Raw genomic sequence first — 13467 nt, 5'->3', positions numbered from 1 at the left:
ATGAACAGCCGCAACGAACAGCTTTTCCAGCGTCTGCTCGCCATGTTCATGGTCGAGGCGGAGGAGCATGTCGGCTCGCTGGCCATCTCCATGCGCGAGCTGGAGGCGGGCGTCAGCGACCAGCGGGCGCGTGAACTGATCGAGAAGACCTTCCGCGAGGTCCATACGCTGAAGGGGGCGGCCCGCACCGTCAACCTGTCGCATCTTGTGTCCCTGTGCCACGCCATGGAGACGCTGCTGGCTCTGCTGAAGCGGGGCGAATTGCGGCTGGCCCCGCCGGTGGTGTCGGTGCTGGCGGATGGCCATGCGGCGTTGCGGGTGATGGTGCCCAGTGCGGTGAACGGCAACAGCCCGCCGCCCGTGGACGGGCTGGACGCGCTGATCGCCCGGCTGGAGGGGGCCATCGCTGGCGGCAGCGCGCCGGCCCCCGTTGCTGCCCCCCCGCCCCTGCCGCCACCACCCCCACCGGCGCCGGTTGCCCCGGCAGCGCCCCCCCCACCTCCACCCCCGCCGCCGCCGGCCCCGCGTGAGGAGGAGGCGCCGCGGCCCACCGCGCGGCAGACGCTGCGCGTGCCGGTGGACCGGCTGGACTTCCTGCTGCATCAGGCGGAGGAACTGATCACCGCCAAACTGTCGGGCGGGGAGCGGGTGCAGGAGATCAAGGCGCTGGGTATCGGCCTGGGCGACCGGATGCGCACGCGTCAGCGCCTGGATGCGAACAGCCAGGCGGAATATGACGCCCAGACCCTGGCCTGGGTCGGCACGAAGCTGAGCCGGCTGGCGCTGGATGCCGACCAGGATGCGCGCGGGCTGGCCAAGGGTGTGGACAGTCTGCTGTCGGGCACCAAGCAGGTGCTGATGCTGCCGGCATCCACCCTGCTGGAGCCGGTGGCCCAGGATCTGGCCGACCTGTCGCGCCGCCAGGGTAAGGATGTGCAGCTGACCCTGACCGGCCAGGAGCTGGAGCTGGATCGCCGCGTGCAGGAGGAGTTGCGCGACGCGCTGCTGCATCTGGCGCGCAACGCCATCGACCATGGCATCGAGAAGCCCGATGAACGCCGGGCCGCCGGCAAGCCGGTCCGTGCCAGCGTCACCCTGACCGTCAGCCAGCGCGATGGCGGCCGGGCGGAGATCGCCATCGCCGATGATGGAAGAGGCATGGATCTGCGCCGCCTGACCCGTGAGGCGGTGAGCCAGGGCTTGATCGAGGCGGACAAGGCCGCGTCGCTGGGCCCGGACCAGGTGATGGCCCTGGCCTTCCAGTCGGGCCTGTCGACCAGCGACGGCATCACCGATATTTCCGGGCGCGGCCTGGGCCTGGCCATCGTGCAGGAGAAGGTGGAGCGGCTGGGCGGCACGGTCACGGTGGAATCGGTGCCGGGCAGGGGCAGCACCTTCCGCCTGCTGCTGCCGGTCACCATGGCGTCGTTCCGCGTGGTGATGGCGGAGGCGGCGGGCCATTGCTATGCCATGCCCACCAACCGCATCGAGCGCGTGGGCCGCGTGCCCAGTGCCGAGGTGCAGATGGTGGACGGGCGCGAGATGCTGCGCATCGATGGCCGCCCGCTGGCGCTGGTCCGGCTGTCGGACCTGCTGCGCCTGGGCGGGGCGGGGCCGGCGGGCGATTTCCGGTCCTATATCGTCCTGGCCGCTGCCGGCCAGCGTCTGGCCGTGGAGGTGGACCATGTGGCGGGCGAGAGCGAGATCCTGATGAAACCGCTGGGCTGGCCCCTGACGCGGGTGCCGGCGGTGGCGGGGGCCGTGGCCCTGCCGTCGGGACGGCTGGGCTTCGTGCTGAACGTGCATGACCTGCTGCGCACGGCACTCCGGCCCGATTTCCAGAGCCTGTCGATGCGGCCGGATCGACAGGCAGGGGTGCCGGCGCGCAAATCCATCCTGATCGCCGAGGACAGCATCACGGCCCGTACCCTGTTCAAGCATGTGCTGGAAGCGGCGGGTTTCCGCGTGCGCACCTGTGTGGACGGGATGGAGGCGTGGAACGTCCTGGCCGGCGAGATGTTCGATCTGGTGGTGTCGGATGTGGAAATGCCCCGGATGGGCGGGTTTGAACTCACGGAACGCATCCGGAAGGAACCTCGCCTGACGGATATTCCGGTGATCTTGATCACGTCCCTGGAGACGCGAGAGGATAGGGAGCGTGGGGTTGATGTCGGGGCCAGCGCCTATATCGTCAAGAGAAGTTTCGACCAGAGCGACCTGCTGGAAATCATCGGTCGCCTGATCTAAGGATATTTCCGTGATCAAGGTTCTTGTCGCCGAGGATTCGCCCACCATTCGGGCCTTTCTCACCGCCATTCTGGAAAGCGAGCCCGACATCAAGGTCGTCGGCGCCGTATCTGACGGTGCCGCTGCGGTTGAGGCCGTGCGCAAATTGCGACCGGACGTGGTGACCATGGATATCCACATGCCCGGCCTGGACGGGTTCACCGCCACGCGCGAAATCATGGAAACGGTGCCGGTCCCCATCGTCATCGTCAGCGGGGCCGTGCAGGACGAGATGGCGGCCACCTTCAAGGCGGTGGAGGCCGGCGCCCTGGCCTTCGTGCGCCGTCCCGCCGGCCTGGGCCATGACGATCATGAGGATGAGGCCGACGCCTTGGTCACGTCGGTGCGGCTGATGTCGGAAGTGAAGGTGGTGCGCCGCTGGAAGCGCCTGCCCGCCATCGCCCTGCGCGCGGCCGCCACGCCGGTGGAAGGCAGCCCGCTGGAGCAACCCCGGGTTGTGGCCATCGGCGCCAGCACGGGCGGTCCCGTCGCCCTGCAGGGCATCCTGGGCGCCTTGCCCGGCGATTTCCCCCTGCCCGTGCTGGTGGTCCAGCATATCGCCCAGGGCTTCGTCCAGGGCTTCGCCGACTGGCTGAACGCCGGATGTGCGTTACCGGTCACGGTGGCGGTGGATGGCGAGGAGGTGACGCCGGGCCATGTCTATGTGGCGCCCGACGACCGCCACATGGGCGTGGACGCGTTCGGCCGCATCCGCCTGGACGACAGCCCGGCGGAAGCGGGGTTGCGCCCCTCGGTGGGCCATCTGTTCCGCAGCGTGGCGGTGCAATATGGCCGTCGGTCCATCGGCGTGCTGCTGACTGGCATGGGCTCCGACGGGGCCGACGGCCTGTGCGACCTGCGGGCGCTGGGTGCGGCGACGATTGCCCAGGATGCGGCCAGCTCCGTGGTGCATGGCATGCCGGGGGTCGCCATTGAGCGCGGCGGGGCGGGGCATGTGCTGCCGGTGTCGGCGATTGCGGGGAAGCTGGTGGAGTTGGCGGGGTAGGGAGCACCGTAGGTCGGGGGTGCCTTGCTCATAAATGTCCATCTGCGCTTCAGGTGGCGGGACAGTACGACCATCGCGGGAAACGGAACGAGGTGGAAATGCCGTGGTGCGTCCCGGCGATATGCATTCATGAGGGGGTTGCGGTGCCGGATATCGCTCTCCCGTATTCCCACCTCACCGCCTCCCCGGCGAAAGCCGGGGCCCAGGATCAATAGCCCAACCTTGCGGCGGCTTTGAGCGGCGCTGCGGGGAGGTATTCCAGGTGGCCCCTGGGCCCCGGCTTTCGCCGGGGAGGCAATAATGAGGCGACAACGGGAATTGGGGGAGGTTGGCGGTTGAAGCCCTACCGCCCCACCGGCCCCGTCGATTGCCGCACCATCAGCTCAAACCCCAATTGCCGGTCGGGCGCCGGCTCCCCGTCGCCGATCAGCAGATCCACGGCGGCCGCGGCCATGCCCATGGTGGGCTGGCGGATGGTGGTGAGCGGGGGCCAGATGACCCGCGCGATGGGGCTGTCATCGAAGCCGACCACCGACAGGTCGCGGGGCACCTGCAGGCCGTGCTTGTTGGCGGCGGCGACCGTGGCGGCGGCCATGTCGTCATTGCCGGCGAAGATGGCGGTGGGGCGGTCGGGCAGGGCCAGCAGCTGCTCAGCGGCCGCGAAGCCGCCGGCGAAGCTGAAATCGCCCGGCAGGATATGGGCGGGCGACAGGGTCAGGCCGCGCGCTGCTGCCGCCGCAAGGAAACCGCGCCGGCGCAGTTCGGCGGCGCCATGGTCGGGATGGCCCAGGATCATGCCCAGGCGGCGATGGCCCAGATCGGCCAGATGGTCGGCGGCCAGACGGGCCGCCGCCTCGTCATCCATATGCACATGGGCGGTGCGGTCGGGCTCCATCCGGGGCGCGATGCGCACCAGGGGCACATTGGCGGCGGCAATGGCGTCCAGCACATCCCGGCGATCAACGATGGGCGGGGTCAGGATCAGCCCGTCCAGGCGGAAGCGCATGGCCACGCCCACCATCAGGCGGGCCAGGTTGGGGTCGTCGGCCTCGCACGGCTCCGTCAGCAGGTGATAACCCTTCTCCTGACAGCGGCGGATGGCGCCGGCCTTGATGTCGGCCATGTAGTTGCTGGACGGGTTGTCATAGAACAGCCCGATCAGGTAGGAGCGGCGGCCGGCCAGCGAGCGGGCATTGGGATTGGGCCGGTAATCCAGGTCGGCCACAGCGGCGCGCACGCGGGCCAGCGTATCGTCCGCCACCCGCGCCTCGTTGTTCAGCACGCGCGACACGGTCTTGGTCGACACGCCGGCCTGCCTTGCCACATCGAAGATCGTGGCGGCCCGCAGCGGCCCCCGCCCATTGCCGGAATGCTGGATATCGGTCAAGGAACGCTCCCTATACGCCCCCGGGGCTTCCGGGCGGCAATCGCCGCCTGCCGTCCCCTTGGCAATGGCAACAGGATGTAGCATGGTTCAAATCATCTGACAACGTTGTCTAGTCCGGTCAGGTGTCGGACATCGCCTTCTGTCCCTGCAGCCTGTCTTGCGCGGTCCCGTCTCGGCTTGGCATTGACACCGGTATCAATTACTCTGCCCGCCACAGAAGGACGCCCGTGAAGGGCCGCATCGACGGGGGATGGAATGCGCGGGATGGATGTGACGCGGCGGTCGCTGCTGCTGGCCGGGGCGTCGGGGGTGATGCTGGCCACAGGCGCACAGGCCGCCACGGGCAAGGGGCCGGTCGTCGCCACGCGGGCCGGCAAGGTGCGGGGGCGCACTGTCGAGGGCGTGCATGTGTTCAAGGGCGTGCGCTATGGCGCCGACACATCTGCCCGCCGTTTCCAGGCCCCCCTGCCGCCCGTGCCCTGGAAGGGGGTGCTCGACGCCGTGGCGCATGGTAATGCCAGCCCGCAGGGATCGAAGGAGGAGCGGCAGTCGGAGGATTGCCTGTTCCTGAATGTCTGGACGCGGGGGTTGGGTGACGGGGGCAGGCGGCCGGTCATGGTCTATATCCATGGCGGCGCCTATGCCAACGGGTCGGGGTCCAGCCCGCTCTATGACGGGGTGCGGCTGGCGCTGCGCGGCGATGTGGTGGTGGTGACGCTGAACCACCGGCTGAACCTGTTCGGCTATCTGTATCTGGCGCGGCTGGCGGGGCTGGACGATCCGCGCTTTGCCGACAGCGGCAATGTGGGGCAACTGGACCTGATCCTGGCCTTGCAATGGGTGCGCGACAATATCGCGGCCTTCGGCGGGGACCCCGGCAATGTCATGCTGTTCGGCCAGTCGGGCGGCGGGGCCAAGATCGCCACCCTGATGGCCATGCCGGCGGCGCGCGGCCTGTTCCACAAGGTGGCCACCATGAGCGGGCAGCAGGTGACGGCTGGCGGCCCGCGCAATGCCACGGCGCGCAGCGTCGCCATCCTGAAACAGCTGGGCCTGACGCCCGACCGGGCGGGGGCCGCGGCGCTGCTGTCGCTGCCGGTGGAAACGCTGAAGGCGGGGCTGAAGGCCGTGGACCCGGTGGCGGGGTCGGGTGGGGTCTATACGGGGCCGGTGGTGGATGGGATCAATCTGCCCGTCCATCCGTTCTTTCCGGCCGCGCCGGCCCTGTCGGCCGATATCCCGATGATCATCGGCAATACCCATGATGAGACGCGCAGCCTGATCGGCGGCGGCGACCCGTCGACCTTCGCGCTGACCTGGGAAGCGCTGCCCGACAAGCTGTTCCCCGCCATGCGGGTGGATATCGCGCCGGAGGCGGTGATCGCCGAATATCGCCGGCTCTATCCGCACTACAGCCCGTCGGACGTGTTCTTCGCCGCCACCACAGCCGGAAGGTCGTGGCGCGGGGCGGTGGAGGAGTTGGAGGCGCGGGCCAAGCAGCCGGCGGGGGTCGCCCCCACCTGGGCCTATCAGCTGGACTGGCCCTCGCCGTTGGATGGCGGCAAATGGGGCGCGCCGCACACGCTGGATATCCCGCTGGCCTTCGACAATGCCGCCCAGCCCGGCAGTCAGACGGGGACGGCTCCGGAAGCGCACAGGATGGCCGCGCGGCTGGCCGATGCCTTCATCGCGCTGGCCCGCAACGGCGACCCCAACCATCCGGGATTGCCGGCCTGGGAGCCCTATGGGCTGGAGCGGCGGCAGACCATGGTGCTGAACGATGAATGCCGGCTGGTGGATGATCCGCGCGGGGGCGAGCGGCGGCTGTTCGCCAAGGTGCCGTTCGTGCAGTTCGGGACTTGACTGCGCCCCCGGCCTACGGCGTCTGCCGCATTCCCGCCCACGCCGCCTTCACCTGATCCGCCAGCCCCATCAGGTCCAGCGGCTTGGCGATGATGCCGGCGGCACCCAGGGCCAGCAGCCGGGCCCGTTCGTCCACCCCGTCCAGGGCGGTGACGAACAGCACGGGCAGGGCGGCGGTGGCGGGATCGGCGCGCAGTGCCGCCAGCGTCGCGGGACCGTCCAGGCCCGGCATCACCGCATCCAGCAGCACCAGTTGCGCGTTCGAGGCGCGGGCCAGGGCGACGGCCTGGCGGCCATCGGCACACAGCGTGACGCAAAGCCCGCCCACGGTGGCCAGGGCCAGTTCCGCCAGGGCGCGCAGGTCGGGATCGTCATCCACATAAAGAACCCGCGACAGGCCGCCCATCGATGCCGTCCATTGATTTGCCGACCTAACCATTCTGGCAGGTCTCGGCACCTCGACAGGGTTAACGTCGCGCGGTTAGAATGCAATGGCAAACCAGCGATGATTGCCGGGCCCCCTTGATGAGCGACCAGCATCTTTCCGTTTCCGTTGCCGCCCGGCACCGGGAAATCCGCACCCAATATGTGCTGCTGCTGCCCGAACGGCTGGCAGCCCTGACCAATGCTGCGGGCGATGCGGCGGAGATGCTGCGCCAGACCCATGGGCTGATCGGATCGGCCAGCACCTTTGGCTTCCTGGATCTGGCGGCGGCGGCACGGCAGCTGGAACAGGTGCTGCGGGTCGTGCCGCCGGTGGCGGCCGACGCCGCCGAACAGCGTGAACAGGCGCTGGCCGCCGTTCTGGCGGCGGGCGAACGGGCCGCCAGCCAGCCGGTGATGGTGGAAGAAACAGAGGAACCGGGCCTGCGCGCGGATGAACTGACCGTCTATCTGCTGGAAGATGACCCTATCCAGGCTGATGAACTGGTCGTTCAGATGCGACCCTACGGGTACTGGGCGACGGCCTTCGGCGATCCCGCCGGCTTCCGCGCGGCGGTGCAGCGCGACCCGCCATCGGCCCTGATCGTCGACATGATCTGCGGGAATGATCATGACGCGGGCAGCAAGACGCTGGCAGCCATGCTGGCCGAGGGACCGGTGCCGCCGGCCATCTTCCTGTCGGGACGCGATGATTTCGCCGCACGCCTGGGGGCGGTGCGGGCCGGCGGATCAGGATATCTGACCAAGCCGGTGGACCCGGCGACCCTGGCCGAGCGGCTGGACCAGGCCATCGGGCGGGAGAGCATCCGGCCCTACCGGGTGATGCTGATCGACGACGACCCGCTGGTCGCGGCCCAGTATGCCACGGCCCTGGGCGGAGCCGGGATGGAGGTGGAGGTGCTGGTCGATCCGGCCCAGGCCATTGCCAATATCCGCCGCTTCCTGCCCGACCTGGTGCTGCTGGACCAGGTGATGCCGTCCTGTACGGGGCTGGAACTGGCCGCCGTGCTGCGCCAGCAGGAGGGCATGCTGTCGCTGCCCATCCTGTTCCTGACCGCCGACCGGGCGCTGGGTGACAAGCGACTGGCGCTGGATGTCGGGGCGGAGGATCTGCTGCTGAAGCCCATCAGTGCGGCGCAGCTGGTGGCGCAGGTGCGGGCCCGCGTCCGCCGTGCCCGCCAGCTTCAGGCGATGATGGCGCGCGACAGCCTGACCGGGGCCCTGAACCACGCCATGGTGCAGGAACATCTGGCGACGGAGGTGGCCCGCGCCCGGCGCGACGGGTCCAGCCTGTCCTTCGTGATGATCGACCTGGACCGGTTCAAGCGGGTGAATGACGAGCATGGCCACGCGGCCGGCGACCGCGTCCTGCGCTCGCTGGCCCGGCTGCTGCGCCAGCGGCTGCGGCGCAGCGACATTGTCGGCCGCTATGGCGGGGAGGAGTTCGCCGTCATCCTGCCGGGAACCGGCCCGGCGGAGGCCGCCTTCATCCTGGACGCGCTGCGCCGCGACTTCCATGCCATCGGCTTCCGGGGTGCGGGCGAGGTCCTGTTCCATGTCAGTTTCAGCGCCGGCGTGGCGGGACTGACGGAGGCCAGCGACCTGGCCGCCTTGAACCTGGCGGCCGATGCGGCCCTGTATTTCGCCAAGCGCGCCGGCCGCGACCGGGTGCATATTGCCGGCTCCCTGTCCGCCCCCGCATGACCCGGCGCGGCATTTTGGGTTAGTATCTGCAATTAGAAGTGCCTAAAAGGGTGGAGGATGCCCGTGCATGAAGGACGGGTCGTCAAGGGTGAGCCGGGACAGGGAACCGGATGAGCACGCAGGCGCCACATCTGCTGGTCGTGGAGGACAGCCCCACGCAGGCATTGCAGATGGAAATCACACTGGCCGCCCAGGGCTGGACAGCGGAGGTGTGCGCCACGGCCGAGGACGCGCTGGAGCGGCTGAACGGTGCCCTGCCGGATCTGGTGCTGGTCGATTACCATCTGCCACGGATGAGCGGGGATGAGCTGATCCGCCGCCTGCGCCTGAATGTGCGCACCCGGCATCTGCCCATCATCATGCTGACGGACGAGGTGACGGCGGAGGCCGAGTTCCGCGGCATCGAGAGCGGGGCCGACGCCTATGTGCCCAAATCCGCCGACAGCGACCTGCTGCCGGCGCGGATCATGGCCTTGCTGAAGCGCGGGCGGCAGGATTTCAACGCCTCCGCCCAGGCGTTGCGCCGCTGCCGCCTGCTGATCGTCGATGACAGCCCGACCTTCCTGGAATTCATGCGCGGCCTGCTGGAGGAGGAGGGGCACGACGTCATGCCCCTGCTGTCGGGCCTGGAGGCGCTGGAGCGGGCGGAGGATGACAGTTTCGACTGCATCATCGTCGACCTGAACATGCCGGAGATCGACGGGGTCGAGCTGTGCGCCCGCCTGGACGCCGTGCGCCGGCGGCGGGAGGAACTGTTCCAGATCGTCATGCTGACGGCGTCGGAGAGCAAGACCGACCTGATGCGGGGGTTGGAGGCCGGGGCCGACGATTACGTCACCAAGGCCAACGATATCGAGATCATCAAGGCCCGCATCCGGGCCTTGTTGCGCCGCAAGCTGCTGCATGAGGAGAATCTGCGCATCTCCACCGAGTTCCGCCTGAAGGAACGCGAACTGGAGAACGCGCATGAGGAAAGGCGGCTGGCGGAGGCCCGCGCCTCGCTGGCCGACGCGCTGGAGAAATCCAACCGCGAACTGGCGGAGGCCAACGAGCGGCTGACCCAGGCGCAGGTGGAACTGACCCGCGCCAAGGACCAGGCCGAGGCCGCCAACCGCGCCAAGTCGGAATTCCTGGCCAATATGAGCCATGAGCTGCGCACCCCGATGAACGGCATCATCGGCATGAACACGCTGCTGCTGACCACCGACCTGACGCCGGAGCAGCGGCATTCGGCCGATCTGGTGGGATCGTCGGCCAAGCTGCTGCTGAGCCTGCTGAACGATATCCTGGATATCTCCAAGCTGGAGGCCAATCAGGTCACGCTGGAACATATTGAGTTCGATCTGGCGCGGATGTTTGAGGAAACCGCCCTGCTGATGGCGCCCAAGGCGGCGGAGCACGGGATCGAGCTGGTGCTGGATCTCGCGCCCTCGGCCCGGCGCAGCGCGGTCAGCGACCCGACCCGCATCCGCCAGGTGGTGCTGAACCTGATCGGCAATGCCATCAAGTTCACATCCAGGGGCGGGGTGACGGTGGCTGTGGCCGTGCATGAAGGGGCGGGCGGGACCCTGACCCTGGATGTACAGGTCATCGATACCGGCATCGGCATTCCGCCCGCCGCCGTCAACCGGCTGTTCGAGAAGTTCGTGCAGGCCGACAGTTCGGTCAGCCGTAAATTCGGCGGCACCGGGCTGGGCTTGGCCATCTGCCGGGAGACGGTGGGCCTGCTGGGCGGGCGCATCGGCGTGGAAAGCACCCTGGGCATCGGGTCCACCTTCTGGTTCACCGTCAATCTGGCGGCTGGCGAGGAGGAGGCGCCGAGCCAGGCACCCCTGCCCGACTTGGCGGGGCGGGAGGTGCTGCTGCTGGTGCCCGACGGGCTGGTGCGGGCACCGATGGTGCGGGAACTGTCGCGCCTGGGCCTGCGGGTGCGGGTGGACGAGGTGGATGACGCGCTGGCAGAGGCCGGGGCGGGGCGGCTGGCACCGGAGATCGTGCTGCTGGACATGGCGCTGGTCGCCGATCCCGATGGCAACGTGACCGGGCGGCTGCGCGGGGCGCTGCCCCGGGCGCGGCTGGTCATGCTGCGCCCCATGACCGGTGCCGGCGCCCTGCCGCCCGGAATCGATGCCATGCTGGACAAGCCGGTGCTGCGCCCCGACCTGATCGCCGTGCTGCGCGGCCGCCAGCCGGCGGCGGCGGCCGCGGCGGAGCGCGTGGCCCCGGTCCCGATCGTGGCCGCGTCGGGTGGCCGCATTCTGCTGGCCGAGGATAATTACGTGAACCAGCAGGTGGCGCTGCACATGCTGACCGGTGCCGGCCACAGCGTCGATATCGCCAACCATGGCGGCGAGGCCGTGGAGGCGCTGGAGGCGCGCGATTACGACCTGGTGCTGATGGATGTGCAGATGCCCGTCGTCGATGGGCTGGAGGCCACGCGCCGCATCCGCGCCCTGGGCGGGGCCCGGGCATCCATCCCCATCATCGCCATGACCGCCAATGCCATGGCGGGGGTTGAGGAGGAATATCGCCGGGCGGGCATGGATGACTACATCTCCAAGCCCGTGGAATATCAGGAATTCCTGGCCAAGGTGCGGCTGTGGCTGGACCGGGTGCGCGGCCAGGCCGCCCCGGCGGCGGCCGTCGTCGCGGCCCCGATCGAGGCGGCCGACCTGGACCTGACGCCCGTGCGCCAGCTGCGCGAGATGATGGGAACGGTGGCCTTCGACCGGCTGCTGGGCCAGTTCCTGGATAATTCCGCCGCCCGGCTGGCGCGCATCGCCAGGGGGCTGGAGGGCGACGACCGCGCTGGTCTGGCCCGCGACATCCATGACATGATCAGCACCTCAGGCGGTTTCGGCTGCAAGGCGGTGATGCGCCTGGGCCGCGACATGGAACAGGCCCTGCGCGAGGGTGAGGAGGCCAATCTGGCCCGGCTGGGCGAGCAGCTGCTGCGGACGGCACCGGGGACGTGGGAGCGGCTGGCGGCGGCGATGCGAGTTTAAACGGGCGATGCGTTCCGCCACCAAACCCAAGCCGCGAGTGCGCCGCCAAAGGCGCCGCTGCCGATCAGTTCGACCGTCAACGACAGTCCCCAGAAGCTCAGCAGCGATGCCGCGACCCCACCTGACACAAATCCAGCGGTGATATGGTGATCACCGCTTTTCCAGTTTCTCCGCTCCAGGAGATAACGCATGGGCAGGCCGATAATGACAATGGCTACCAGCACGACCGGTAGTGCCATGAGATAGGCGCTAAGCATAAGTTCAAAAATGAAGGTCGCGTCATCCCAATTTGAGAACCGGAGTCCATCGACCATCGACCAGTGATACTGGTTGAAGATGGCCAATGTGTACATGGGTGCACCGGTGGCGCCAGCCAAGCCGGATTTCAGCAGCCGTCGCCACATGCGGTGCCTTTCGTCTCAGCTCGCCGCCCCAAGAACCCCTGTATCCGCCCGTGCCGTTCTGCCGTCAGCGGGTAACCTGCCACCGACAGCATGGACAGGCCCAGCCCCAAGCCGGCGGCCAGGCCGGCCAGCCAGCGGAAGCCGGTCAGCGTGGCGGCGGCCTGGGGGACGCCGGGCACATAGCCGACCCCCTCCAGCGCCAGCCCGCCGATGAAGGCCGAGCCGCCCAGGGCCAGCTTCAGGATCAGCGAAGCCAGGCCATAGACCTTGGCCTCGTCCCGCCGACGATGGCGCCAATGGGCGTAATCGACGGCGTCGGGCAGCATGGACCACATGGCCACGGCATGGGCGGCATGGCCGAAGAAGATCAAGGTCAGACAGGCGAAGGTGAGCCACAGGCTGCCGGCCGGGGTGGCGGCCAGGGCCACTCCGCCGATGATGACCAGGGCGCTGCCGCCCTGCCAGGCGGCGCGTTTGGACCAGCGGCGCGCCACCCAGACCCAGACGGGGACCCCGATGATGCCGGCGGCGGAGAACCAGGTCAGCGCCTGTGCGATCATGGTCTTGTCGCCGCCCAGATCATATTTCAGCAGATAGGGCACGTTGCGCATCAGGATGCCCAGCGACAGATGCAAGGCCACCGTGGCCGCCAGCAGGCGCAGCAGCGGCCCGTTGCGCACCACCCCGGCCAGGAACCCGCCCAGATCGGCGCGCAGGCCCAGCGGTGCGGGTTCCGTCGCCGGGGCCGGCAGTTCACGCACCGACGCCACGCACGCAAGATGGGTCAGCACGGCCAGGGCACCGACGCAGGCCGCGGCCGGGCTGTAGCTGCCGAACCAGCCGGCCAGCAGCGGCAGCATGGCGGAGACCGAGGTGGAACCGGCGAAGGCCAGCAGCATGCGCCAGCCGGTCAGGCTGGCCCGCTCGTCGCTATCGCGGGTCATGGCGGCGGTCAGCGAGGAATAGGGGATGGCCACCACGGCGTAGCAGGTGCGCAGGCCCATATGGGTCAGCGTGGCGAAGACGATCATCCCCGCCGATCCCGGCACCAGGAAGGCGGGTGGGGAAAAGCACAGCCAGAAGGAGGCCGCCAGCGGCACCGTGCCGAACAGGATGAACGGCCGGTAGCGGCCCAACCTTGTGCGGGTCCGGTCGGAGATGATGCCCATCAGCGGGTCCATGCCCGCATCCCAGACCGAGGCGATCAGATAGGACAGGCCGGCATCCACCGCCGACAGGCCCAGCACATCCATCTGGAAGAACAGGATGAACAGCAGCAGCGACTGCCAATAGAGATTGAGGCCGAAATCACCCGTCGCATAGCCGATCTTGGCCCCGAGACCCAATGTCCGCATATCCGCCCGCACG

At 68.8% G+C, this 13467-nt stretch carries 9 protein-coding genes; 5 read left to right on the top strand and 4 right to left on the bottom strand.

Annotation, left to right across the window (positions count from 1 at the left end; all coding sequences use genetic code 11):
* Together AC1Q7F_RS19760 and cheB are read left to right on the top strand one after the other, a co-directional pair.
* The gene (locus AC1Q7F_RS19760) at window positions 1-2247 is read left to right on the top strand and encodes a hybrid sensor histidine kinase/response regulator (RefSeq protein ID WP_492510012.1); all 2247 of its coding nucleotides are present in this window, start codon (window positions 1-3) and stop codon (window positions 2245-2247) included.
* Window positions 2248-2257: 10 nt separating this feature from the next.
* Window positions 2258-3292 (top strand): chemotaxis-specific protein-glutamate methyltransferase CheB, encoded by a 1035-nt coding sequence (gene cheB, locus AC1Q7F_RS19755; protein WP_492510010.1) that lies wholly within the window; start codon window positions 2258-2260, stop codon window positions 3290-3292.
* Window positions 3293-3635: 343 nt separating this feature from the next.
* Here the strand turns inward: cheB and AC1Q7F_RS19750 are convergent, their stop codons facing one another.
* Entirely contained in the window at window positions 3636-4679 is a 1044-nt protein-coding gene (locus AC1Q7F_RS19750) for a LacI family DNA-binding transcriptional regulator (RefSeq protein ID WP_492510008.1), read from the bottom strand.
* A 255-nt stretch (window positions 4680-4934) separates the two neighbouring features.
* Here AC1Q7F_RS19750 and AC1Q7F_RS19745 point away from each other — a divergent pair, with 255 nt between their 5' ends.
* The gene (locus AC1Q7F_RS19745) at window positions 4935-6542 is read left to right on the top strand and encodes a carboxylesterase/lipase family protein (RefSeq protein ID WP_492510006.1); all 1608 of its coding nucleotides are present in this window, start codon (window positions 4935-4937) and stop codon (window positions 6540-6542) included.
* A gap of 13 nt (window positions 6543-6555) precedes the next feature.
* On the opposite strand, the gene AC1Q7F_RS19740 is transcribed toward AC1Q7F_RS19745, so the two are convergent.
* Complete coding sequence (locus tag AC1Q7F_RS19740) at window positions 6556-6948, bottom strand: response regulator (RefSeq protein ID WP_492510004.1); 393 nt, start codon at window positions 6946-6948, stop codon at window positions 6556-6558.
* Window positions 6949-7067: 119 nt separating this feature from the next.
* On the opposite strand from AC1Q7F_RS19740, the gene AC1Q7F_RS19735 reads away from it, so the two are divergent.
* Complete coding sequence (locus AC1Q7F_RS19735) at window positions 7068-8690, top strand: diguanylate cyclase (protein ID WP_492510002.1); 1623 nt, start codon at window positions 7068-7070, stop codon at window positions 8688-8690.
* A gap of 110 nt (window positions 8691-8800) precedes the next feature.
* Complete coding sequence (locus tag AC1Q7F_RS19730) at window positions 8801-11695, top strand: response regulator (protein ID WP_492510000.1); 2895 nt, start codon at window positions 8801-8803, stop codon at window positions 11693-11695.
* On the opposite strand, the gene AC1Q7F_RS19725 is transcribed toward AC1Q7F_RS19730, so the two are convergent.
* Together AC1Q7F_RS19725 and AC1Q7F_RS19720 are read right to left on the bottom strand one after the other, a co-directional pair.
* Window positions 11692-12099, bottom strand: a complete 408-nt coding sequence (locus AC1Q7F_RS19725) for a hypothetical protein (protein WP_492509998.1) — start codon at window positions 12097-12099, stop codon at window positions 11692-11694. The two genes, AC1Q7F_RS19730 and AC1Q7F_RS19725, sit on opposite strands and share 4 nt — an antisense overlap.
* Window positions 12081-13466, bottom strand: coding sequence for an MFS transporter (locus AC1Q7F_RS19720; RefSeq protein ID WP_492509996.1), 1386 nt, complete (start codon window positions 13464-13466; stop codon window positions 12081-12083). Before AC1Q7F_RS19720 ends, AC1Q7F_RS19725 begins: the two co-directional genes overlap by 19 nt.
* Window position 13467 lies beyond the last annotated feature (1 nt).

The sequence above is a fragment of the Niveispirillum sp. GW835-FHT14G11 genome (assembly GCF_058793615.1).
Note: the sequence above shows the minus strand (reverse complement) of the source record. Positions and strands in the feature narration are given on the sequence as shown.